18 protein-coding genes are annotated in these 24,035 nt (G+C 63.0%); 15 read left to right on the forward strand and 3 right to left on the reverse strand.

Translation table 11 applies throughout. From position 1 onward, the window contains the following. Positions 1-18: 18 nt before the first annotated feature. The gene (locus tag OCX61_RS23520) at positions 19-894 is read right to left on the reverse strand and encodes a heme/hemin ABC transporter substrate-binding protein (RefSeq protein WP_261941603.1); all 876 of its coding nucleotides are present in this window, start codon (positions 892-894) and stop codon (positions 19-21) included. Between the two features lie 148 nt (positions 895-1,042). On the opposite strand from OCX61_RS23520, the gene OCX61_RS23525 reads away from it, so the two are divergent. Then, positions 1,043-1,360, forward strand: a complete 318-nt coding sequence (locus OCX61_RS23525) for a Rieske (2Fe-2S) protein (protein ID WP_261941604.1) — start codon at positions 1,043-1,045, stop codon at positions 1,358-1,360. Here the strand turns inward: OCX61_RS23525 and sfsA are convergent. Together sfsA and OCX61_RS23535 are read right to left on the reverse strand one after the other, a co-directional pair. Next, the gene (gene sfsA / locus OCX61_RS23530; RefSeq protein WP_261941605.1) at positions 1,350-2,060 is read right to left on the reverse strand and encodes a DNA/RNA nuclease SfsA; all 711 of its coding nucleotides are present in this window, start codon (positions 2,058-2,060) and stop codon (positions 1,350-1,352) included. The two genes, OCX61_RS23525 and sfsA, sit on opposite strands and share 11 nt — an antisense overlap. A gap of 3 nt (positions 2,061-2,063) precedes the next feature. After that, a complete protein-coding gene (locus OCX61_RS23535) occupies positions 2,064-3,236 on the reverse strand; it encodes a pyridoxal phosphate-dependent aminotransferase (protein ID WP_261941606.1) in 1,173 nt (390 codons plus the stop codon). Positions 3,237-3,446: 210 nt separating this feature from the next. Here OCX61_RS23535 and dksA point away from each other — a divergent pair, with 210 nt between their 5' ends. The 14 genes from dksA (at position 3,447) to OCX61_RS23605 (ending at position 23,968) form a co-directional block, all read left to right on the forward strand. Beyond that, positions 3,447-3,893, forward strand: a complete 447-nt coding sequence (gene dksA / locus OCX61_RS23540; RefSeq protein WP_027917667.1) for an RNA polymerase-binding protein DksA — start codon at positions 3,447-3,449, stop codon at positions 3,891-3,893. 63 nt (positions 3,894-3,956) lie between these two features. Further along, positions 3,957-4,844: a tRNA glutamyl-Q(34) synthetase GluQRS gene (gluQRS, locus tag OCX61_RS23545; RefSeq protein WP_261941607.1), complete on the forward strand. Its 888-nt coding sequence runs from the start codon at positions 3,957-3,959 to the stop codon at positions 4,842-4,844. A 227-nt stretch (positions 4,845-5,071) separates the two neighbouring features. Further along, entirely contained in the window at positions 5,072-5,248 is a 177-nt protein-coding gene (locus OCX61_RS23550; RefSeq protein WP_003250005.1) for a hypothetical protein, read from the forward strand. After that, positions 5,232-8,207: a sensor histidine kinase gene (locus OCX61_RS23555; RefSeq protein WP_261941608.1), complete on the forward strand. Its 2,976-nt coding sequence runs from the start codon at positions 5,232-5,234 to the stop codon at positions 8,205-8,207. The genes OCX61_RS23550 and OCX61_RS23555 overlap by 17 nt, the downstream gene beginning before the upstream one ends. A 4-nt stretch (positions 8,208-8,211) precedes the next feature. Beyond that, positions 8,212-9,663, forward strand: a complete 1,452-nt coding sequence (locus tag OCX61_RS23560; protein ID WP_261941609.1) for a sigma-54-dependent transcriptional regulator — start codon at positions 8,212-8,214, stop codon at positions 9,661-9,663. Between the two features lie 959 nt (positions 9,664-10,622). Then, positions 10,623-12,014 carry a polynucleotide adenylyltransferase PcnB gene (locus OCX61_RS23565; protein ID WP_261941610.1) on the forward strand — a complete coding sequence of 464 codons (1,392 nt, stop codon included), beginning with the start codon at positions 10,623-10,625 and terminating at the stop codon, positions 12,012-12,014. Then, positions 12,011-12,490, forward strand: coding sequence for a 2-amino-4-hydroxy-6-hydroxymethyldihydropteridine diphosphokinase (gene folK, locus OCX61_RS23570; protein ID WP_261941611.1), 480 nt, complete (start codon positions 12,011-12,013; stop codon positions 12,488-12,490). Before OCX61_RS23565 ends, folK begins: the two co-directional genes overlap by 4 nt. Before the next feature lie 262 nt (positions 12,491-12,752). After that, positions 12,753-13,553, forward strand: coding sequence for a 3-methyl-2-oxobutanoate hydroxymethyltransferase (panB, locus tag OCX61_RS23575; RefSeq protein WP_261941612.1), 801 nt, complete (start codon positions 12,753-12,755; stop codon positions 13,551-13,553). Beyond that, positions 13,550-14,413, forward strand: a complete 864-nt coding sequence (gene panC, locus OCX61_RS23580; protein WP_261941613.1) for a pantoate--beta-alanine ligase — start codon at positions 13,550-13,552, stop codon at positions 14,411-14,413. The genes panB and panC overlap by 4 nt, the downstream gene beginning before the upstream one ends. A 282-nt stretch (positions 14,414-14,695) precedes the next feature. Beyond that, positions 14,696-16,050 (forward strand): IS3 family transposase gene (locus OCX61_RS23585; protein ID WP_410011089.1). Its coding sequence is split into 2 segments (ribosomal slippage): positions 14,696-15,166 and positions 15,169-16,050, totalling 1,353 coding nucleotides; the frame shifts between segments, so codons are not numbered across the junction. Between the two features lie 151 nt (positions 16,051-16,201). Continuing rightward, positions 16,202-17,866, forward strand: a complete 1,665-nt coding sequence (gene pgi, locus OCX61_RS23590; RefSeq protein WP_261941614.1) for a glucose-6-phosphate isomerase — start codon at positions 16,202-16,204, stop codon at positions 17,864-17,866. Between the two features lie 239 nt (positions 17,867-18,105). Further along, on the forward strand, positions 18,106-20,040 hold the full coding sequence (gene acs / locus OCX61_RS23595) for an acetate--CoA ligase (protein WP_261941615.1): 1,935 nt from the start codon (positions 18,106-18,108) through the stop codon (positions 20,038-20,040). 42 nt (positions 20,041-20,082) lie between these two features. Beyond that, positions 20,083-20,952 carry an oxygenase MpaB family protein gene (locus OCX61_RS23600; protein ID WP_261941616.1) on the forward strand — a complete coding sequence of 290 codons (870 nt, stop codon included), beginning with the start codon at positions 20,083-20,085 and terminating at the stop codon, positions 20,950-20,952. A 79-nt stretch (positions 20,953-21,031) separates the two neighbouring features. Further along, positions 21,032-23,968: a DUF748 domain-containing protein gene (locus OCX61_RS23605; RefSeq protein WP_261941617.1), complete on the forward strand. Its 2,937-nt coding sequence runs from the start codon at positions 21,032-21,034 to the stop codon at positions 23,966-23,968. Positions 23,969-24,035: the final 67 nt, after the last annotated feature.

Consider the following 24,035-nt stretch of genomic DNA (forward strand, 5'->3'; position numbering starts at 1 on the left):
GCGGCTGGATCCGTTGTTTCATTTGGCAGCGCTTGCCGGGTAGAACGCAGTCGCCAAATCCTGCAAAGCGGTTGGCAGGCGCGGGCCAAGGCCACCCACCAGCAAGGTCGGATCGATCGACACCAGGCGCTTGTCACGTACCGCACGGGAGGCAGCCAGCGCCGGGTTTTCTTTGAGTAGCGCCTGCAAGGCCTGCTCGCCGCTCAGCGCACGGTCAGAGAACACCACGACATCCGGGTCGAGCGCCGCCAGCGCCTCATTGGAAAAGTTCTTGTAGCCTTGGTGCTCGGCCAGGTTGCGTGCCCCCGCCTGGCGCAACACCCAGTCCCCTGCCGTGCCCTGCCCGGCAATCAGCGGTTTGGCGCCGGCATGGCCAACCAGCAGCAACACACCTGGCGCCTTGTGATGCTGCTGGGCCTGCTTGACCTGTAATTGCAGCGCTTCGAGTTGCTGGTGATAGCTGGCCGTCAACTGTGCAGCTTTCTCCTCGACGCCCAGCAAAGCGCCCAGGTGCTTGAGGTTCTCGTCCACGGCAGTCAGCTCGGCCTGGCTGGAGAACAGCTCGACACGCACGCCCGCCTTGCGCACCTGCGCCAGCACGGGCGGCGGCCCCATTTCTTCGGTGCCGACCAGCACATCCGGGTGCAGGCTGAGAATGCCCTCGGCCGACAACTGCCGCTGATAACCGATACTTGGCAAAACCTTCAGCGACGCAGGGTGCTGGCTGGTGGTATCGACGCCCACCAGGCGTGGCTCGCCGCCCAGTTCACTGATCCACTCGCTGAGCGCCCCACCCGCACTGACCCAGCGCTGCGGCAGTTCGGCGGCCAAGGCCTGGGTGGCAACAACAAGCGCTGCGCACAGGGCGAGCAAGCCAGCGGGACGGCGCATCATCGGATTCCTTCTGAAGGCGGGCCGCACGCCTTGTGGCGGGCGGCAGAACTGCGCACCATAGGCGGCTGACGCAGCGAATGCGGGCAATTTGATAATTATTCGCATTGAAGCGTCAAGCCATCACTTTGTTTCACGAGCCTTCCCTGCAATGCACTTTCTCTGTCCTTCCGCAGCCCTGGCCGAGGGCCACAGCCGCGCCTTCAGCGTAGACGGCATCGACCTGTTCGGCGTGCGCCGCCACGGTCAGGTGCATCTCTACCGCAACCACTGCCCACATCGCGGCATCCCGCTGAACTGGGCGCCAGACGCGTTTCTTGATGACAGCGCCAGCCTGATCCACTGCGCCCATCATGGCGCGCTGTTTCTGATCGACAATGGCGAGTGCGTGGCAGGCCCCTGCGAAGGCGAGATGCTGCAGGCCCTGGACTGCCATGAAGACAGCCAGGGCATCTGGCTCAAGGGTTGAGCAACACCGGCAGCGGACGGTCGATGACGAGTTGCTCGCTATCCAGGCGCACACCGTACGCCAGCACCTCGACCCCGTCCGCCACCGCAGCGCGCAAGGCGCTGGCATAGGCGTAGTCGATCTCCTCGGCGGGGCGCACGGCCTCGATACCGGTAAGGTTCACACAGTACAGCTGCACGGCACGAATACCCTGGCGGGCCAGGGCCGCCAGCTCGCGCAGGTGCTTGGCGCCACGCTGGGTCACGGCATCCGGGAACGCCGCCACGGCAGTATCCGGATAACCCAGGGTCACGCTCTTGACCTCGACATAGGCCGGCCCGTCGGCGAATTCCAGGCGAAAATCCACCCGGCTGCGTTCTTCGCCATAGGCGACCTCACGTTTAAGCGCGGTAAAGCCGGCCAGCTCATGGATCACGCCGGCGCGCAGTGCCTCTTCCACCAACCCATTGGCCCGCCCGGTATTGATGCAGGCCAGCCGGCCCTGGGGCGTTTCGCTGATTTCCCAGGTACCTGGCAGCTTGCGCTTGGGGTCATTGGAGCGGCTGAACCACACCTGCCCGCCCTCGCGCATGCAATTGAGCATGGAGCCGGTGTTCGGGCAGTGGATGGTCAGTTGCTCGCCATTGGCCAGCTCGATGTCGGCCAGAAAGCGCTTGTAGCGGCGCAGCAGGCGCCCCTGTTCCAGTTGAGGAAAGAACACCCTTTACCCCTGCCAGCTGCGCAGCCCGCGGGCGATGCGTTCGACCGCCTGCTCCAGGCGCGGCAGGCTCTGGGTGTAGGCAAACCGCACATGGTGGCCGGCCAGGTGGCGGCCGAAGTCCAGGCCCGGGGTAAAGGCCAGATGTTCGGTTTCGAGGAAATGCTGGCAGAAGGCAAAGGCATCGCCACCGAATGCACTGATGTCGGCATACAGGTAGAACGCCCCCTGCGGCTCGACGGCAATGCGGAAGCCCAGTTCACGCAAGGCCGGCAACAGATAGTCGCGGCGACGGGCAAATTCGGCACGGCGTTCTTCGAAAATCGCCAGCGTTTCCGGCTGGAAACAAGCCAGTGCCGCATGCTGGGCCATGCTCGGTGCACTGATGTAGAGGTTCTGCGCCAGCTTCTCCAGGTCGGCCACGGCATTGGGCGGTGCCACCAGCCAACCGAGCCGCCAACCGGTCATGCCGAAATACTTGGAAAAACTATTAAGGACAAACGCCGAGTCGTCCACTTCCAGCACACTCGGCGCATCCATGCCGTAGGTCAGGCCGTGGTAGATCTCGTCCACCACCAGGTGACCATGGCGCTCATGGGTGGCCTTGGACAGGCTGGCCAGCTCGTCGCGGCCCAGTACGGTGCCGGTCGGGTTGGCAGGCGAAGCGACCAGGGCGCCGACACTGTCCTTGTCCCAGTAGCGCTCGACCAGGTCGGCGGTCAGCTGATAGTTGACCTCAGGCCCCACCGGCACCAGCTGCGCGCCGCCTTCGACCAGACGCAGGAAATGGCGGTTGCACGGATAGCCCGGGTCGGCCAGCAGCCAGTGCTTGCCGGGGTCGACCAGCAGGCTGCTGGCCAGCAGCAATGCACCGGAACCGCCCGGTGTGACCAGAATCCGTTCTGGGTCGACTTGCAGGCCATAGCGCTGACCATAGAAGCCGGCGATGGCTTCGCGCAGCGCTGGCAGCCCGCGGGCGGCGGTATAGCGGGTATGCCCGGCGGCCAACGCGGCCTGGCCTGCCGCGACGATCGGTGCGGCGGTGGTGAAATCCGGCTCGCCGATTTCCAGATGGATCACATCATGACCGGCCGCTTGCAGCTCGTTGGCCCGCGCCAGCAACGCCATGACGTGGAAGGGTTCGATGGCGCGGCTGCGCGCACTGTAGGGGTGGGCCATGACCTTCTCTCAAATGGGTCTAAACTGTTGATTCTACCTTTGCACGGCAGCGAACGTGAGGCGCTTACCGCTGTCAACTGCTAAGGTCGGGCGGGGTAGCGCACCCCCGATCTATCTGGTAAGTTCGGCGGCTCGCAGTCGCAGGGCCGGCGGGTGCCGGAGATGGAGCAGCCTGCGCATTGGATCAGATGAGTGAGAGGCGGTCTATTCATGTCCACCGTAGAAAAGCAAAAAACCGGTCAGACCATGTACGGTGTCGAGCCCTATAAAGAGACCAAGGGCGAAGAGTACATGGGCGAGCCCATGAAGACGCACTTCACCAAGCTTCTCAATGCTTGGAAAGGCGAGCTCATGCAGAGTGTCGACCGCACCGTAGACCACATGAAGGACGAAGCTGCGAACTTCCCGGACCCGGCCGACCGCGCCAGCCAGGAAGAAGAGTTTGCCTTGGAGCTGCGCAATCGCGATCGCGAGCGCAAGCTGATCAAGAAGATCGACAAGACGCTGCAGAAAATCCAGGACGAAGAGTACGGCTGGTGCGACTCCTGTGGTATCGAGATCGGCCTGCGCCGTCTGGAAGCCCGTCCGACCGCCGACCTGTGCTTCGACTGCAAGGAAATCTCGGAGAAAAAGGAAAAGACCGTCGGCAAAGGCTGACCCTTCTCCCATCCGAACGGGGCGCATCTTGCGCCCCGTTTCATTTATATGCCCGGCAACGCCATGAAAGACTCCCGTTACATCGGACGCTTCGCCCCTACCCCGAGCGGTTTTCTGCACTTCGGCTCGCTGGTCGCCGCCCTTGCATCCTGGCTTGACGCCCGCGCTGAGGGCGGTCGCTGGCTGCTACGCATGGAAGACACCGACCCGCCCCGGGAAATGCCCGGGGCCCGTGATGCGATCCTGCAGACCCTCGAGCGCTACGGCCTGGAGTGGGACGGCGAAGTGGTGTACCAGAGTCAGCGCCACGACGCCTATGCCGCGGTGGTCGACCGCCTGTTCAGCATGGGCCTGGCCTACGCCTGCACCTGCTCACGCAAGCAGCTGGAGGGCCACAACGGCATCTACCCAGGGTTTTGCCGTAACGCCGGGCATGCCCGAGAAGGCGCAGCGATCCGGCTGCGCGTGCCTGAGCTGATCTACCGCTTTACCGACCGGGTTCAGGGCGAGTTTCAACAGCATCTGGGGCGTGAAGTGGGCGATTTCATCATCCAGCGGCGTGACGGGCTGTACGCCTATCAACTGGCGGTGGTGCTGGATGATGCCTGGCAGGGTGTGACCGACATCGTGCGCGGGGCGGACCTGCTCGACAACACCCCGCGCCAGTTGTACCTGCAGGAGTTGCTGGGCTTCTCGCAGCCGCGTTACCTGCATATTCCGCTGATCGTGCAGCCAGATGGGCACAAGCTGGGCAAGTCGTACCGTTCGCCGCCGTTGCAGGCGGAGCAGGCGACACCTTTGCTGCTGCGCGCGTTGCGGGCCTTGGGGCAGGAAGCGGAGCCGGAGTTGCTGCTGGCAACGCCGGCTGAAGTACTTGCGGTAGCCCGCAAGCAGTGGCGGCCAGAGGCGATTGCCCGGCAGGCCACTGTTCCAGAGGCGGACTTGCACTAACGCAGGTCCGGCCTATTCGCGGGCAAGCCCGCTCCCACAGGGTCAGCACCGTTTCTGTGGGAGCGGGCTTGCCCGCGAATGGGCCGAAACAGGCAATCTACCCTTCAAAAACAAAAGCCCAATAAATTCAAACTCTTGGCGAACCCTATGGATTACCGCTAGCATCGCCACAGTCAATTGCGCCAATAATAAGTCCAAGCCCGCAGCGCCCAACCATCGAGGCCAGCATGTACATCTATCGTTTGGTCCTGCTTCTGGTCGTGGGGATCTACCTGTTCTCCCCGGCCATCATGGACTGGTGGATCGAACCGACCGGTGCCTGGTACCGCCCTTACCTGCTCTGGCTGATCCTGATCGTCGTCACCTTCATCCTGCAGAGCCAACGAGATGCCGATGAGCTTTAGCCTGACCCAGATGATCCTGATCAGCGCCGCGTACCTCATGGTGCTGTTCGGCGTGGCCTGGATCAGCGAACGTGGGCTGATCCCGCGTTCGATCATTCGCCACCCGCTGACCTACACCCTGTCGCTGGGCGTCTACGCCAGTGCCTGGGCTTTCTATGGCTCGGTGGGCCTTGCCTATCAATATGGCTACGGCTTCCTCGCCTGTTACCTGGGGGTGTCCGGCGCATTCCTGCTGGCGCCGGTGCTGCTGTATCCGATCCTCAAGATCACCCGCACCTACCAGCTGTCGTCGCTGGCCGACCTGCTGGCGTTCCGCTTTCGCAGCACCTGGGCTGGCGCGCTGACCACGCTCATCATGCTGATCGGCGTGCTGCCCCTTCTGGCCCTGCAGATCCAGGCGGTGGCTGACTCGATCAGCATCCTCACCGGCGAGCCGGTCAAGGCACGGGTGGCCTTTGCCTTCTGTACCCTGATCATCCTGTTCACCATCTTCTTCGGCTCGCGCCATATCGCCACGCGCGAGAAACATGAAGGCCTGGTGTTCGCCATCGCCTTCGAATCGGTGATCAAGCTGCTGGCCCTGGGCGGCATCGGCCTGTATGCGCTGTATGGCGTGTTCGGCGGCCCGCACCAGCTGGAGGTGTGGCTGCTGCAGAACCAGACCGCCCTGGCGGCGCTGCACACACCGCTGCAGGAAGGCCCATGGCGCACCTTGCTGCTGGTGTTCTTCGCCTCGGCCATCGTCATGCCGCACATGTACCACATGGCCTTCACCGAAAACCTCAACCCGCGCTCGCTGGTCAGCGCCAGCTGGGGCCTGCCGCTGTTCCTGCTGCTGATGAGCCTGGCCGTGCCGCTGGTGCTGTGGGCCGGCCTGCGCCTGGGCGCCAGCACCAACCCGGAATACTTCACCCTGGGCCTGGGGATCGCTGCCAACAACCAGGCGTTGGCCTTGCTGGCCTATGTTGGCGGGCTTGCGTCCGCCAGCGGGCTGATCATCGTCACCACCCTTGCGTTGTCGGGCATGGCCCTCAACCACCTGGTGCTGCCGCTGTACCAGCCACCGGCCGAAGGCAACATCTACCGCTGGCTGAAATGGACCCGCCGGGCGCTGATCGTCGCCATCATCACAGCCGGGTTCGTCTTCTACCTGACCCAGAACAACCACCAGAGCCTGGCCAACCTGGGTATCGTGGCCTTCGTCGCCACCTTGCAGTTCCTGCCTGGCGTGCTGTCGGTGCTGTACTGGCCGACCGCCAACCGCCGCGGCTTCATCGCCGGGCTGCTGGCCGGGACCCTGGTCTGGATGGTGACCATGCTGCTGCCGCTGCTGGGCAACCTGCAGGGTTTCTACATTCCGCTGCTGGACATGATCTATGTGCTCGACGACACCAGCTGGCACATGGCGGCCATCGCTTCGCTGGCGGCCAACGTCCTGCTGTTCACACTGATTTCGCTGTTCACCAATGCCAGCACCGAAGAGGTCAGCGCCGCCGAAGCCTGCGCCGTGGACAATGTGCGCCGCCCCCAGCGCCGCGAGCTGCATGCCGCCTCGCCGCAGGAATTCGCCACCCAGCTGGCAAAACCCTTGGGCGCCAAGGCGGCGCAGAAAGAAGTCGAGCAGGCCCTGCGCGATCTCTACCTGCCGTTCGACGAGCGCCGCCCCTACGCCTTGCGCCGCCTGCGTGACCGTATCGAGGCCAACCTCTCCGGCCTGATGGGGCCGAGCGTGGCCCAGGACATGGTCGAGACGTTCCTGCCATACAAGTCCGGCAACGAGAACTACGTTACCGAGGACATCCACTTCATCGAAAGCCGCCTGGAAGACTACCACTCGCGCCTCACCGGCCTGGCCGCCGAGCTCGACGCCCTGCGCCGTTACCACCGCCAGACCCTGCAGGAGCTGCCCATGGGCGTCTGCTCGCTGGCCAAGGACCAGGAAATCCTGATGTGGAACAAGGCCATGGAAGAGCTGACCGGCATCGCTGCCAAGCACGTGGTCGGCTCGCGCCTGGAGACCATCGGTGAACCCTGGCGTGGCCTGCTGCAAGGCTTCATCAACGTGCCCGACGAACACCTGCACAAGCAGCGCCTGGCACTGGACGGCCAGCCGCGCTGGCTGAACCTGCACAAGGCAGCCATCGACGAGCCCCTGGCTCCGGGCAACAGCGGCCTGGTGCTGCTGGTCGAAGACCTGACCGAAACCCAGGCCCTGGAAGACAAGCTGGTGCACTCCGAGCGCCTGGCCAGCATCGGCCGCCTGGCTGCCGGCGTGGCCCACGAAATCGGCAATCCGATCACCGGCATCGCCTGCCTGGCGCAGAACCTGCGCGAAGAGCGTGAAGGCGATGGCGAAATCATCGAGCTGTCCAGCCAGATCCTTGAACAGACCAAGCGTGTGTCACGCATCGTCCAGTCGCTGATGAGCTTCGCCCACGCCGGCGGCAGCCATCAGAACAGTGAAGAGCCGGTGTGCCTGGCCGAGGTGGCGCAGGACGCCATCGGTCTGCTGGCATTGAACCGGCGCAATTTCGAAGTACAGTTCTTCAACCTCTGCGACCCGGACCACTGGGCCGAGGGCGATCCTCAACGCCTCGCCCAGGTGCTGATCAACCTGCTCTCCAACGCCCGCGACGCATCAAAGCCCGGCAGTGCCGTGCGTGTGCGCAGCGAAGCCAATGAGCACACCGTCGACCTGATCGTCGAGGACGAGGGCAGCGGGATTCCGAAGAACATCATGGACCGCCTGTTCGAACCGTTCTTCACCACCAAGGACCCAGGCGAGGGAACCGGACTGGGGCTCGCTCTGGTCTATTCCATCGTGGAAGAGCATTATGGGCAAATCACCATCGACAGCCCGGCCGACATCGAACGGCAACGTGGCACCCGGATCCGCGTGACCCTGCCCCGGCATGTCGTAGCGACGTCCCCTGAAATTCGAGACCGTCGAGAGAATTGAATCAATGCCGCACATTCTGATCGTCGAAGACGAAACCATCATCCGCTCGGCCCTGCGTCGGCTGCTCGAACGGAACCAGTACCAAGTCAGCGAAGCCGGCTCGGTGCAGGAAGCCCAGGAACGCTTCAGCATTGCCACCTTCGACCTGATCGTCAGCGACCTGCGCCTGCCAGGCGCCCCGGGCACCGAGCTGATCAAGCTTGGCCAGGGCACCCCGGTGCTGATCATGACCAGCTACGCCAGCCTGCGCTCGGCGGTGGACTCGATGAAGATGGGCGCGGTGGACTACATCGCCAAACCCTTCGACCACGATGAAATGCTCCAGGCCGTGGCGCGCATCCTGCGCGACCGGCAGAACGCACCGGCTGCCACCCCCGCCCCGGCCGCCGAGCCGCGGGCCAACGGCAAGGCCGCGCCAGCCGACAAGGGTGCCACTGCCGCCAACGGCGAGATCGGCATCATCGGTTCGTGCCCGCCGATGCAGGACATGTACAGCAAGATCCGCAAGGTAGCGCCCACCGACTCCAACGTGCTGATCCAGGGCGAGTCGGGCACCGGCAAAGAGCTGGTCGCCCGTGCCCTGCACAACCTGTCGCGGCGTGCCAAGGCGCCGATGATCTCGGTGAACTGCGCGGCCATTCCGGAAACCCTGATCGAATCGGAACTGTTCGGCCACGAAAAAGGCGCATTTACCGGCGCCAGTGCCGGCCGTGCCGGCCTGGTGGAAGCCGCCGATGGTGGCACCCTGTTCCTCGACGAGATCGGTGAGTTGCCGCTCGAAGCCCAGGCCCGCCTGCTGCGCGTGCTGCAGGAAGGCGAAATCCGCCGGGTCGGTTCGGTACAGTCGCAAAAGGTCGACGTGCGCCTGATCGCCGCGACCCACCGCGACCTGAAGAACCTGGCCAAGGCCGGGCAGTTCCGCGAAGACCTTTATTACCGCCTGCACGTGATCGCTTTGAAGTTGCCGGCCCTGCGCGAGCGCGGCAGTGACGTCAACGAGATCGCCAACGCCTTCCTCGCCCGCCAGAGCGCACGCATCGGCCGTGACGACCTGCACTTCTCGGCCGAAGCCGAGCAAGCCATTCGTCATTACAGCTGGCCGGGGAACGTACGCGAACTGGAAAACGCCGTTGAGCGCGCAGTGATCCTCAGCGAGAGCGCGGAAATTTCCGCCGACATGCTGGGCATCGACATCGAGCTGAGCGACCTCGAGGAAGATGACATCCTCGACAATGCCCTGGTAGCGGCCAGCGCCAGCGCCAACAGCGCCAGCCACGAGCCGACCGAGGACCTGTCGCTGGAGGACTACTTCCAGCATTTCGTGCTCGAGCACCAGGACCACATGACCGAGACCGAGTTGGCACGCAAGCTGGGTGTCAGCCGCAAGTGCCTGTGGGAACGGCGCCAGCGCCTGGGCATCCCGCGGCGCAAGAGCAACGCGACCAGCGACAACTGAGTACGTCTCAAGGCATTTTGCGCCTTTGAGACCCAGCGCCGCCCGCGCGGCGCATCGCGAGCTGCGCTCGCTCCTACATCTGTTTCGGGCCAGTTACGCCCGTGACAGGCGCGCGGGACCGCCTTGTTGGTACAACGCCATATTGCGCCATGCGCCAAGGCGTTCGCGCACAAATCCTCCAGGCATGATTGGCCCGAAACAAACGTAGGAGCGAGCGCAGCTCGCGATGCGCCGCGCGGGCGGCGCTCGATCTGACAGGCGACAAAGATGTCGCGCCAAGCCCCCCAGGTAACACACCAGTTCCCGCACAAATCTGTTACCCAACCTTTGCGCCGTAACAGTCCCCGAGGCGTACGGTAACGAAAAATCCACATTTCCAGCCCGCCGCCAACCGCTAAATTCCTCCAACCCCTTGATTTCATTGGATTTCGAAAAGTTGGCACGGCACCTGCTATATGTCTGGTACAAGAACAATAACAAGCACAGCAACTCAGAATAAGAACAAGACGAAACGGCTCACGCACAATAAAAACAAGACGGCGGAGGCGCAGCTAACTGATTCTTTTGGAGAGGATGCGTGTTTGGGGCTTGCCCCACGACCAGGCAGAGAACAACAAAAACTGCACTTAAAAGCAGCGCCTGAACTGGTTGGATCGAAGGATCAACGTGACATCAGCGGCCAAAGCAATCCGTTTGCTCTTTACCCCTGGATTGGGGGTCGTCCACAAGCTTCGAGATTTGTGGGCAGGGCACTCAACAAAAACAAGAAGCCCAGTAAAAAAACAATAAGAGCACGCAACGACTTCTTGGGGAGCTTAGGCTCCCCTTGTCGTTTCTCCCCTTCCAGCAGCCCTTCCTGCCAACGCCTACACCATTCCCTGAGTAAATGCTAGAATCCCCGCCCATCATGCGGCCATTCTCCTATTCTTGGCCGATCATTCCTTCAAACAGTGCATCCCATGCTGAAGAAGCTGTTCCAGTCTTTCCGCCCTCCCGTACCGGGCCAGCACCACCGGCGCACCACGCCTGAGGTGATCAACAAGAGCCAACACTCGCTGCAACGCCACCAGTTCAGCCGCCACGCGGTGAACATCGTCGAGCGCCTGCAGAGTGCGGGCTACCAGGCATATCTGGTCGGTGGCTGCGTCCGCGACCTGATGCTGGGCATCACGCCCAAGGACTTCGACGTCGCCACCAGTGCCACGCCCGAGCAGGTCCGTGCCGAATTCCGCAACGCGCGCATCATTGGCCGGCGCTTCAAGCTGGTCCACGTGCATTTCGGACGTGAAATCATCGAGGTCGCCACCTTCCGCGCGCACCACTCGGAAGAAGACCAGGGCGACAGCCACCGTTCGTCGCACAACGCCAGTGGTCGCATCCTGCGTGACAACGTGTACGGCACCCTCGAAGAAGACGCGCAACGCCGCGACTTCACCATCAATGCCCTCTACTACGACCCGGTCAGCGAACGCATTCTCGACTACGCCAACGGCGTGCACGATGTGCGCAACCGCCTGTTGCGCCTGATCGGCGACCCGACCCACCGCTACCAGGAAGACCCGGTGCGCATGCTGCGTGCTGTGCGCTTCGCCGCCAAGCTCGACTTCGGCATCGAGAAGCACACCTACCAGCCGATCCGCAAACTGGCCCCGTTGCTGCGCGAGATCCCGCCAGCGCGCCTGTTCGAGGAATGTCTCAAGCTGTTCCTCTCCGGCCAGGGCGCCATTGCCTTCGAAATGCTGGTCGACCTGGAGTTGTTCGAGCCGCTGTTCCCGGCCAGTGCCCATGCCCTGGACGAGCGCCCGACCTACACCCATACCCTGATCAGCCAGGCGCTGAACAACACCGACCTGCGCGTCAAGCAAGGCAAGCCGGTTACTCCGGCCTTCCTGTTCGCCGCCCTGCTCTGGCCAGCCCTGCCAAGCCGCGTGCTGCATCTGCAGAACCAGGGCGTGCCGCCGATCCCGGCCATGAACGGTGCTGCCCACGACCTGATCGCCGAGCAATGCGCGCGTATCGCCATTCCCAAGCGCTTCACCCTGCCGATCCGCGAGATCTGGGACATGCAGGAACGCCTGCCGCGCCGCAGTGGCAAACGCGCTGATCAGTTGCTCGACAACCCGCGCTTCCGCGCCGGCTACGACTTCCTGCTGCTGCGCGAAAGTGCGGGCGAGGAGACCGATGACCTCGGCCAGTGGTGGACCGATTACCAGGATGCCAACGACAGCGAGCGCCGCGAGATGATCCGCGAGCTCGGCAGCCGTGACGAAGGCACGGGGGCCGGCCCGCGCAAACGCAAGCGCAGTGGCAGCAAGCGCAAACGCAGCGGCGGTGACGAGGCGTTCGAGTGACCACGCGCGCCTTCATCGGCCTCGGTAGCAATCTGGACGCCCCCGCAGAACAGCTGCGCAGCGCCCTGCAGGCGCTCGACCAGATTGCCGACAGCCGCCTGGCGGGTGCTTCAGCCTTGTACACCAGCGATTCGCTGCTGCCCGGCCAGCCGCGCTACACCAACGCCGTGGCCGCGCTCGACACCGGGTTGGCGCCATTGGACCTGCTCGATGCCTTGCAAGCCATCGAGAACGACCAGGGCCGGGTGCGCAAGGAACGCTGGGGGCCACGCACCCTCGACCTGGATATCCTCCTGTTCGGTGACCAGGTCATCGACGTGCCACGCCTGCAGGTGCCGCACTACCACATGCACGCACGCCCCTTCGTGCTGTACCCCTTGGCCGAACTGGTGGCAGGCGACTTCTGCCTGGCCGACGGCCGTGCGCTCGCCCAACTGCTCGAAGCCTGCCCGTTCGTCGGCCTGGAACGCCTGTAAACCGGGCGTTTGAGACATTCATAAGGGCACGGTAACGCCAGTAACACCCCGTTAGTAACAATGCGGTAACAGGGTGATTGACTTCCCCCACCTCGCTCACGACTATAGGCGTCCCGTGTGGCACCAAAGTGCCGCATACCCGTATTTAGGCCCGGACGGACCTGTGCCCGAACATCACGCGCGATGATGTGCCGCTCCGGAAGATGACTACACGCGTTGTATGCAGTCGTTTTTCACAGCGCCTGAACGAGGATTTTCCTACATGCCTGAAGTAACCCTGACCACCCTGCATGGCCTCAAGGCCAAGGGTGAAAAGATCACCATGCTGACCTGCTACGATGCGACCTTCGCCAAGGCCTGCAGCCAGGCCGGCGTCGACGTGTTGCTGGTGGGCGACTCCCTGGGCATGGTCCTGCAGGGCCATGACAGCACGCTGCCCGTCACCACTGCCGAGATGGCCTACCACACCGCCTGCGTCAAGCGTGGCAACGATGGCGCGCTGATCCTCGCCGACCTGCCGTTCATGGCCCACGCCACCCCCGAGCAGGCCTTTGCCAACTGCGCCACGCTGATGCAGGCCGGCGCCCACATGATCAAGCTCGAAGGCGCCGCCTGGCTGGCCGAAACCATCCGCCTGCTGGCCGAACGCGGCGTACCGGTGTGCGCGCACATGGGCCTCACCCCGCAGACCGTCAATGTGCTGGGCGGTTACAAGGTCCAGGGCCGACAGGAAGCGCAGGCGCGGCAGATGCGTGCCGACGCCATTGCCCTGGAACAGGCCGGCGCGGCGATGCTGCTGCTGGAGTGCGTACCCAGCGAGCTGGCTGCGGAAATCACCCAGGCGGTGAACATTCCGGTGATCGGCATTGGCGCCGGTAGCGCCACCGACGGCCAGGTGCTGGTGCTGCACGATATGCTCGGCCTGTCGTTGAGCGGCCGGATGCCAAAGTTCGTGAAGAACTTCATGGCAGGCCAGCCCGACATCCAGAGCGCCCTCGCCGCCTATGTCAAGGCCGTCAAGGACGTTACCTTCCCCGCCGCCGAACACGGATTCAGCGCATGAACACAGTCAAGACCGTCCGCGAACTGCGTGCCGCCGTCGCCCGTGCCCGCAGTGAAGGCAAGCGCATCGGCTTCGTGCCGACCATGGGTAACCTGCACAGCGGCCACGCCGCGCTGGTAACCAAGGCCGCCCAACGTGCCGATTTCGTGGTCGCCAGCATCTTCGTCAACCCACTGCAGTTCGGTGCCAACGAAGACCTCGACAAATACCCGCGCACCCTCGCCGCCGACCAGCAACGCCTGCTTGATGCCGGCTGCCACCTGCTGTTCGCGCCCACCGTGGAAGAGATGTACCCCGACGGCATGGCCGTGCAAACCCGCGTCAGTGTGCCCGGCCTCTCCGAGGGCCTGTGCGGTGCCAGCCGCCCCGGGCACTTCGAAGGCGTGGCGACCGTGGTCAGCAAGCTGTTCAACATGGTCCAGCCAGACCTGGCTGTGTTTGGCGAGAAGGACTACCAGCAGCTGGCGGTGATTCGAGCCATGGTGCGCGACCTGAACATGCCGATCCAGATCATCGGTGAGCCTACCGTGCGCGCCGAGGATGGCCTGGCGCTGTCGTCGCGCAATGGTTACCTGACCCCTGAGCAGCGCAGCACGGCACCGGTGGTGTATCGCACCCTGAAACAGATCGGCGAAGCGCTTGGCCGCGGCCAGGTGGATTTCGCGGCACTGATCGAACAAGGCAAGGCTGATCTGGTCGCTGCTGGCCTGCGCCCGGATTACCTGGAAGTGCGTCACGCGGTGAACCTGCGCCCGGCCACTTTCGGCGACCGCGACCTGGTGATTCTGGTGGCGGCCTACCTGGGTAACACTCGCCTGATCGACAACCTGTATCTGCATCTGGACGAAAAGACCGCATAACCTTCCGGGGCTGCTTCGCAGCCCATTCGCGGGCAAGTCGGGGCGCCGAACCGCCGCTCCCACACGATTATCACCAGCTTCCAGGCGTGCGCCGTACTTGTGGGCGCCGCGCTTGCCGGCGATGGGCCGCGAAGCGGCCCCAACATTCTTGCGTTTGACATGGGTCGATAGCGATCACTTATATACCGGGGCCGCTTCGCGGCCCATCGCCGGCAAGCGCGGCTCCCACATCGTGGACTGCCCCCAAGAAGTTGGACAAAAAATCCAACCCTTGGGGGACCTATGGGCAAGTACACAGAGCAGTTCAAGCTCACAGCCATCACCGCTTACCTGGATGGCAATAATGGCTTCCGAAAGGTAGCCCAACATTTCGGTATCGACTTCAGCCTGCTGCGCCGATGGGTTTCCAGCTATCAGCGCAATTCCAGCCTTCCTCCACGTTCGCCTGGGCGGGGTTATGACGACGGTTTTAAGCGGCAGGTGGTCAGCTACATGCACGAGCATCGTCTTTCTATGCGGCAAACCGCAGCGCATTTTGGCCTCGGCCAATCGTCGCGGATAGGCAACTGGCAGCGGCAGTACTACAGTGGTGACCTTGTAGCTCCCGTCGACCGCCAGAAAAAGCCGATCAAAGTGCCGAAGAAGATCAAACCTGCAAAACCCACAGATACCGACGACTCGCAAAAGTCCCGAGACCAACTGATCGCGGAGCTCGAATACCTGCGCATGGAGAATGCTGTTTTAAAGGAGCTCAAGGCTTTACGGGAGGAAAAGGAACGAATATCGGGGAAAAAGCCCTGATCGTTTCCAGGCTCAAGCGTAGATTTCCTTTGCCTGACCTGCTGGGGCTGGTCGGGCTGGCTCGCAGTACCTTTTATTATCAGGTGCAAAGCCAGCAGAAGCCGGACAAATATGCCGAGCTTAACGAGAAGATTCAGCAGATCTATCACAAAGAGAAAGGGCGCTACGGCTATCGACGCGTTGCACTCGTGATTAGAAAGGAGGGGGTGCAGGTCAACAAGAAGGTCATCGAGAAACTGATGGCTGCCCTAGGGCTGAAGTCACTGGTACGCCCCAAGAAATATCAGTCCTACCGAGGTGCCGTGGGCAAGATAGCGGCGAATTTGCTGGAGCGAAATTTCGTCGCCCAGCGTCCTAACCAAAAATGGGTGAGTGACGTAACCGAGTTCAAGGTGGCTCAACAGAAGCTCTATCTTTCGCCAGTGATGGACTTGTACAACGGGGAAATCATCGCCTATGAGACGGCTAGCCGCCCCCAGTACAGCCTGGTTGGAAATATGCTGGATAAGGCACTCAATACCTTGGGAGAAAAGCCGAAGCTAGTGCTCCACACCGACCAGGGATGGCAGTACCAGCAGGCTCAATATCGTCACAAGCTTCGCAGTCGCGGCGTGAAACAGAGCATGTCTCGTAAAGGCAATTGCCTGGACAATGCGGCTATGGAAAGCTTCTTCGGGACGCTCAAGTCAGAGTTTTTCTACCTAAAGCGTTTCGAGAGTATTGATGAATTGAAAGCAGGCCTGGATGAGTACATTCACTACTACAACCATGACCGCATCAAGCTGAAGCTCAATGGCCTGAGCCCTGTCGAGTACAGGACCCAGGCGGCAGCTTAAAACTGTCCAACTTTTGGGGGGCAGTCCATCGCGCGCCAGCTTTTGCAATCAAGCGAGACAGTTGCTCCCACATGCCTATAATGATGGCCAGTCTGAACCCGGCAATCACTGCCCTGTCCAAGGCTCACCACGCATCAAGGAATTCCGCGCAATGGCGTATTACCGTACCCCCCACGATGTGACGGCCCTGCCTGCCTGGCAGGCCCTGCAGAAACACCGCGACGCCATGCAAGGCTTCAGCATGCGCGAAGCCTTCGCCGCCGATGCCAAACGCTTCGATCAGTTCTCCCTGAGCAGCTGCGGCCTGTTCCTCGACTACTCGAAAAACCTGATCACCGACGAAAGCCGCAACCTGCTGGTGAACCTGGCCGAACAAGTCGGCCTGCAGGATGCGATCAAGTCGATGTTCAGCGGCGAGATCATCAACGCCTCGGAAGGCCGCCCGGTGCTGCACACCGCGCTGCGCCGCCCGGTGGGCGACAAGCTCAGCGTCAATGGCGTCAACGTGATGCCGGAAGTGCACAAGGTGCTCAACCAGATCACCGAGCTGGTCGGCCGCATTCATGACGGCCTGTGGCGTGGCTACAGCGAAAAACCGATCACCGATGTGGTCAACATCGGCATCGGCGGCTCGTTCCTCGGCCCCGAGCTGGTCTCCGAAGCCCTGTTGCCTTATGCCCAGCGCGGCGTGCGCTGCCATTACCTGGCCAACATCGACGGCAGCGAATTCCATGAGCTGTCGGCCAACCTGCGCGCCGAAACCACGCTGTTCATTGTCTCGTCGAAGTCGTTCAACACCCTCGAGACCCTGAAGAACGCCATGGCCGCGCGTACCTGGTACCTGGCCCAGGGCGGCTCGGAAGCCGAGCTGTACCGCCACTTCATCGCGGTGTCCAGCAACAAGGCCGCCGCCGTGGCCTTCGGTATCCGTGAAGAGAACATCTTCCCGATGTGGGACTGGGTAGGCGGGCGCTACTCGCTGTGGTCGGCCATCGGCCTGCCGATCGCCCTGGCCATCGGCACTGCCAACTTCAAGGAACTGCTGTCGGGTGCCTACACCATGGACCAGCATTTCCAGACCGCGCCGTTCGACAAGAACATGCCGGTGCTGCTGGCCCTGCTGGGTATCTGGTATGGCAACTTCTGGGGCGCAAGCAGCCACGCGATCCTGCCGTACGACCACTACCTGCGCAACATCACCAAGCACCTGCAACAGCTGGACATGGAGTCCAACGGCAAGAGCGTGCTGCAGGATGGCACCCCGGTCAAAACCGATACCGGCCCGGTGATCTGGGGCGGCGTCGGCTGCAATGGCCAGCATGCCTACCACCAGTTGCTGCACCAAGGCACCCAGCTGATCCCGGCCGACTTCATCGTGCCAGTGGTGAGCTTCAATCCGGTGGCCGACCACCATCAGTGGCTGTACGCCAACTGCCTGTCGCAGAGCCAGGCGCTGATGCTCGGCAAGACCCGTGAAGAAGCCGAGGCCGAACTGCGCCAGAAGGGCCTGAACGAAGCGGACATTGAAAAGCTCGCACCGCACAAGGTGATCCCCGGCAACCGCCCGAGCAACACCCTGGTGGTCGAGCGCATCAGCCCGCGCCGCCTGGGCGCGCTGGTGGCGATGTACGAGCACAAGGTGTTCGTGCAGAGCGTGGTCTGGGGCATCAACGCCTTCGACCAGTGGGGCGTGGAGTTGGGCAAGGAGCTGGGCAAGGGCGTGTACCAGCGCCTGGTCGGCAGCCTCGAAGACAGCGCCGAAGATGGCTCCACCCAGGGCCTGATCAATTACTTCCGCGGCCGTCACCGCGGTTGATCTGATCTAGCAGGTGCGCTCTTTGTAGGAGTGGCCTTGTGTCGCGAAAGGGTCGCAAAGCGACCCCGGCAATTCAAACATTGACTCGAAGAACCTGGGGCTGCTGCGCAGCCCTTTCGCGACACAAGGCCGCTCCTGCAACCTCAGCGCCAGCCTTCAAGGAACATCGTCGCTGACTACACTGTCCATCGAATAGCCGCTGCTGTCCCTCGCCCCTCACAAGAGCAGGACCACCCGCCATGTTCGATATCAAGCAGTATCCCGAGGCACTGGCCGTCAGCCAGTCCGCCAGCCTCTCCCCCGATGACTATCAGCGCCTCTACAGCCAGTCGGTCGATGACCCCGACACCTTCTGGGCCGAGCAGGCCAAACGCCTGGACTGGATCAAGCTCTGGTCGAGCGTGCAGCAATGCGACCTGAAGACCGGCAAGGCACGCTGGTTCGACGGCGCCCAGCTGAACGTCAGCTACAACTGCATCGATCGTCACCTGGACAAGCGCGGCGAGCAGACAGCACTGCTATGGGAAGGCGATGACCCTGCGGACTCCAGGGCCATCAGCTACCGCGAACTGCACCGCCAGGTCTGCCGCCTGGCCAATGCCCTGAAGGCACGCGGGGTGAACAAGGGGGACCGGGTGTGCATCTACATGCCGATGATTCCCGAAGCCGCCTATGCCATGCTCGCCTGCACCCGCATCGGCGCCATCCATTCGGTGGTGTTTGGCGGTTTTTCCCCGGATGCCCTGCGCGACCGCATTCTTGATGCCGACTGCCGCACCGTGATCACCGCCGATGAAGGCGTGCGTGGTGGCAAGCGCATCCCGCTCAAGCAGAATGTCGACAAGGCTCTGAGCAGTTGCCCGGCGGTCAGCAGCGTGTTCGTGGTGCGTCGCACCGGCGGCGATGTGGCCTGGAGCCAGGGTCGCGACCTCTGGTACCACGAGGCGACCGAAAAAGCCGGTGACGATTGCCCACCTGAGCCGATGGACGCCGAAGACCCGCTGTTCATCCTCTATACCTCCGGCAGCACCGGCAAGCCCAAGGGCGTGCTGCATACCACCGCTGGCTACCTGTTACAGGCGACGATGACCTTCAAGGTGGTGTTCGACTACCGCGACGGCGAGGTGTTCTGGTGCACGGCCGACGTCGGCTGGGTCACGGGCCACAGCTACATCGTCTACGGGCCTTTGGCCAACGGCGCGATTTCACTGATGTTCGAAGGCGTCCCCAATTACCCGGACACCTCGCGCTTCTGGCAAGTGGTGGACAAACATCAGGTAAACATCTTCTACACCGCACCCACCGCCCTGCGCGCGTTGATGCGTGAAGGTTCGGCACCGCTGCAGAGCACCTCGCGCAAAAGCCTGCGTCTGCTCGGCAGCGTTGGCGAGCCAATCAACCCGGAAGCCTGGGAGTGGTACTTCGAAGAGGTGGGCCAGAAGCGTTGCCCCATCGTCGACACCTGGTGGCAGACCGAGACCGGCGGCATCATGCTCACGCCGCTACCGGGTGCTCAAAAGCTCAAGCCCGGGTGCGCCACCCAGCCGATGTTCGGTGTGCAACCGGTGCTACTGGACGAAAAAGGCAAGCTGATCGAAGGCCCGGGCGCCGGTCTGCTGGTGATCAAGGCCAGCTGGCCCGGGCAGATCCGCAGCGTCTATGGTGACCACCAGCGCATGGTCGACACCTACTTCAAACCCATGCCCGGCTACTACTTCACCGGCGATGGCGCCCGCCGCGACGCTGATGGCGATTACTGGATCACCGGCCGCATCGACGATGTCATCAATGTCTCCGGCCACCGCATCGGCACCGCCGAGGTGGAAAGCGCGCTGGTGCTGCACGACAGCGTCGCCGAGGCTGCCGTGGTCGGCTACCCGCATGACCTCAAGGGCCAGGGCGTGTACGCCTTTGTCACCCCCATGAATGGCATCAACCCGGACGACGCGCTCAAGGCCGAATTGCTGGCGCTGGTCAGCAAGGAAATCGGCAGTTTCGCCAAGCCCGAGCTGATCCAGTGGGCACCGGCCTTGCCCAAGACCCGCTCGGGCAAGATCATGCGGCGTATACTGCGCAAGATTGCCTGCAACGAGCTGGACAACCTCGGCGACACCTCGACCCTGGCCGACCCGAGCGTGGTGCAGGGCCTGATCGACAAACGCCTCAATCAATAACGGGCGGCCACTTTCCATGGCCGTCCTGAAGTACAGGACGCCATGGAAGCCCTACGCCGCCGCATCGAAACCCAGGTCATGAGCCTTACCGGGCTGGCCCTCGGCCAGCTCGACCTCGAATCGCCCAAGGGCGACCCTGGCCTGTTCGGCCCGCACAGTATCAGCTGGCGGGTGCATGGCGACTTCCCGAGCATGCTGGTCGGCGGCATCAGCGCCCTGATGCTGCAGCTGCTGCACCCGCTGGCCCTGGCCGGGGTGTGGGACCATTCCAACTTCCGCGAAGACCTGCTCGGCCGCCTGCGCCGCACCAGCCAGTTCATCTCCGGCACCACCTTCGGCTCGACCCGCGATGCCGAATGGTTGATCGACAAGGTGCGCACCATCCACTTGCAGGTGACCGGTACCGCGCCCAACGGTAGCCCCTATGCCGCCAGCGACCCGGACCTGCTGACCTGGGTGCATGTGGCCGAAGTCAGCAGCTTCCTCGCCGCCCACCTGCGCTACCGTGACCCGCAGCTTTCGCGTGCCGATCAGGACGCCTATTACGCCGAGATCGCCCTGATCGCCGAGCGCCTCGGGGCGCGTAATATCCCCCGCTCCTGCCAGCAGGTCGAGGCCTACCTGCAGCGAATGCGCCCACAACTGCAATGCAGTGCGCGTAGCCTGGAGGTGGTCGGGATCCTGCTTGAAGCCCCTGCCCCGAGCCGCCTTGCCCAGCCGGTCGGCAAGCTGATGCTGCATGCCGGCATCGATCTGCTGCCGGACTGGGCCCAGGCCATGCTCGGCTTGCAGCAAGGGCCGCTGCAACGGCACATGATCCGCCTTGGCCTGCAACGCACAGCGCCGATCCTGCGCTGGGCCATGCGGGATGGCTCTGCGCACCGGGCCAGGCGGCGCATGGGCATCGAGTGACGGGAAAGTGGTCGCCTCAGCGGAACCGATTTAACGTGCCATACTCCAAGCACTCCTGCTTAGACAGACGAAGCGACACATGTACAAAGGATTGACTCGCGCCCTCGGCGCCCTGTTGGCTCTCGTGGCCCTCTACAGCCTGCTCGGCTTCCTCATTCTTCCTGGTGTCGCCTTGCGTATCGCCAACCAGCAGCTGGCGCAATACGCCACCGTGCCGGCGCACCTGCAACGCATCGAACTCAACCCCTTCAGCCTCGAGCTTACGCTTTGGGGCCTGCAGCTCGGCGAGCCGGGCAAGGAACAGGTCGGTTTCGAACGGCTGTACGCCAACCTGGCGCTCGACAGCCTGTGGAGCGGCGCCCTGCACCTGCAGGCCATAGAGCTCGACAAGCCACGCAACGAGGTGCTGTTCGCCAAGGACGGTACGCTCAACCTGACCAAGCTGTTCAACCTGCCTGCCAGCGAACCCAAGCCGGACCAGCCGCCTGGCAAACCGTTCCCGCTGCGTATCGGCAGCATCAAGCTCAGTGGCGGCTATCTGCATTTCGAAGACCTGCGCCCGAGCGAGCCGATCGAGTTCCTCTACGACGACATGAACCTGGAGCTGAAAAACCTCAGCACCCTGCCGGACGACAACGCCGACATGACCCTGGTGGCAAAAGGTCCCAACGGCGGCCAGGTCGATTGGGCCGGCACCCTGAGCCTGGCGCCGCTGGGGTCGCAAGGCACGCTGAAAGTCACCGATGGCAAGATGAAGCTGTTCTGGCCCTATGTGCGCGATGCCGTGCCACTGGTACTGGAAGACGGCGTGTTCAACCTCGATACCCACTACAAGCTCAATCTGGCCAAGGAAACCGAGCTGTTGCTGGACAATACTTCGCTCAAGGTCGCACCGTTCGCCATCAAGGCTCCGGATGGCCGGCCGCTGGCACGCCTGGCCAGTCTTGAGGTGAGCGAGACGTCCATCGACCTGGCCAAGCAGCTGGTCACGGTCGGCAAGGTGCGCAGCGAAAAGCTGGAAACCTGGGCGGCCCTGGAAAAGGACGGCCAACTCGACTGGCAGAAGCTGTTCGCCAGCCAGCCGGCCAAGGCCACGCCGAAGGAAAAGGCCGAGCCAGCGGCTGCCGAACCAACGCCGCAGGAACAAGCAGCAAAGGCATCGAGCAAGCCATGGCAGGTACTGCTCAAGGACGTGCAACTGCGCAACTACCAGGTACACCTCGCCGACCGTAGCCAGAAGGAACCGGTGGCGCTGGATGTCGGCCCGCTGAACCTCGACATGCAGGGCTTCGACAGCCTCAACCAGTCACCTTTTACCCTCAAGCTCGACACGGGCGTTGGCAAACAAGGCAAGCTGCAGGCGGCAGGTGAAGTGAACCTTGCACCCGTCACTGCCAAGCTTGATGTCAGCACCCGCGACATCGACCTGCGTGTGGCCCAGGCCTACATAAGCCCGTTCATTCGCCTTGAACTGCGCAGCGGCATGCTCGCCAGCGACCTCAAGGTCGACCTCAAGCGCATCGAGCCACTGGCCTTCACGGTCGCTGGCAAGGCCCAGGTCAACCAGCTGCACACCCTGGATACCATCAAGGGCCGTGACTTCGTCAAATGGCAGCAGGTGAACGTCGATGGCCTGTCGTATGTGCACGGTGATGCCTTGTCGATCGACAAGGTGACCCTGCTGCAGCCCTACGCACGCTTCATCATCAACGAAGACCGCACCACCAGCGTCGACGACCTGCTGATCCCGCAACCGGCCGGCGCGCCTGCCAGCAAACCGGCCAAGCCAGCCAATGCCGCCGCCAGCAAGCCCCTGGGCATCCACATCGGCCAGATCGACATCAACGATGGCTCGGCCAACTTCGCCGACCTGACCCTGACACCGAACTTCGCCACCGCCATCCAGCAGCTCAATGGCCAGATTGGCACCATCGACAACCGCAAGCCGGCACCTGCCAAGGTCGACGTCAAAGGCAAGGTCGACCGGTATGCCCCGGTCACCATCAAAGGCGCACTCAACCCGTTCAACCCGCTGGCCAGCCTGGATATCGCCACCAGCTTCAAGCGCGTCGAACTGACCACCTTGACGCCTTACTCCGGCAAGTTCGCCGGCTTCCGGATCCGCAAGGGCCGCCTGAACCTCGACCTGCATTACCTGATCACCAACGGCCAGCTCAAGGCCGAGAACAAAGTGGTGGTCGAACAGCTGCAGCTGGGTGAAAAAGTCGACAGCCCCGACGCGGTGGACCTGCCGATCCGCCTGGCGATTGCCTTGCTCAAGGACACCGAAGGACGAATCTCCATTGAACTGCCGGTTTCAGGCGACCTGAACAACCCGCAGTTCAGCGTCATGCCGATCGTCTGGCAGACCCTGCGCAACCTGGTGCTGCGTGCGGCCCAGGCGCCGTTCAAGTTCATCGGCGGGCTGATTGCCGGTGGTGGCTCGCAAGACCTGGGTACAGTGGCCTTCGCCCCGGGCTCCAGCGAACTCAGTGGTGATGCCCAGGCGACGCTGGACAAGCTGGCATCAGCATTGAAGGAGCGCCCGGAACTGCGCCTGGAAATCGAAGGCACCGCCGCCCAGGGCAGCGACGGCCCGTTGATCGCCCAGCAGCGCCTGGAACGTGAATACCAGGCGACCTGGTACAAGATCCTGCAGCGCCGTGGCGACAAGGTACCGGCCAACGCCTCGATGCTGCAGGTTGATGACAGCGATAAACCAGCGATGCTCGAAGGCATCTACCGCACCCGGCTGAAGCAGCAGCCGCCAGCCGAGTGGGAGCAGTTGAGCCGCGACGAGCGCACTACCAAGCTGCGCGAGGCCGTGATCAAGTCCTGGGCTGAAAGCACTGCATTGCTACGTACCTTGGGCCAGGAGCGGGCCAGCAGCATCAAGGACTACCTGGTCGACAAGGGCAAGCTCGAGGATGACCGGGTGTACTTCATCGATACCAACCTGGGGCAGGCCGAGAGCGATGGGCGGGTGATCACCCCGATGCACCTGGATGCTGAATAAGCGGTGTAAGCCTGTATCGGCCCTTCGCGGCTAAAGCCGCTCCTACAAGGGGCCGCACAATCCTGTA

Source organism: Pseudomonas sp. LRP2-20 (genome assembly GCF_024349685.1).
Taxonomy (GTDB): domain Bacteria; phylum Pseudomonadota; class Gammaproteobacteria; order Pseudomonadales; family Pseudomonadaceae; genus Aquipseudomonas.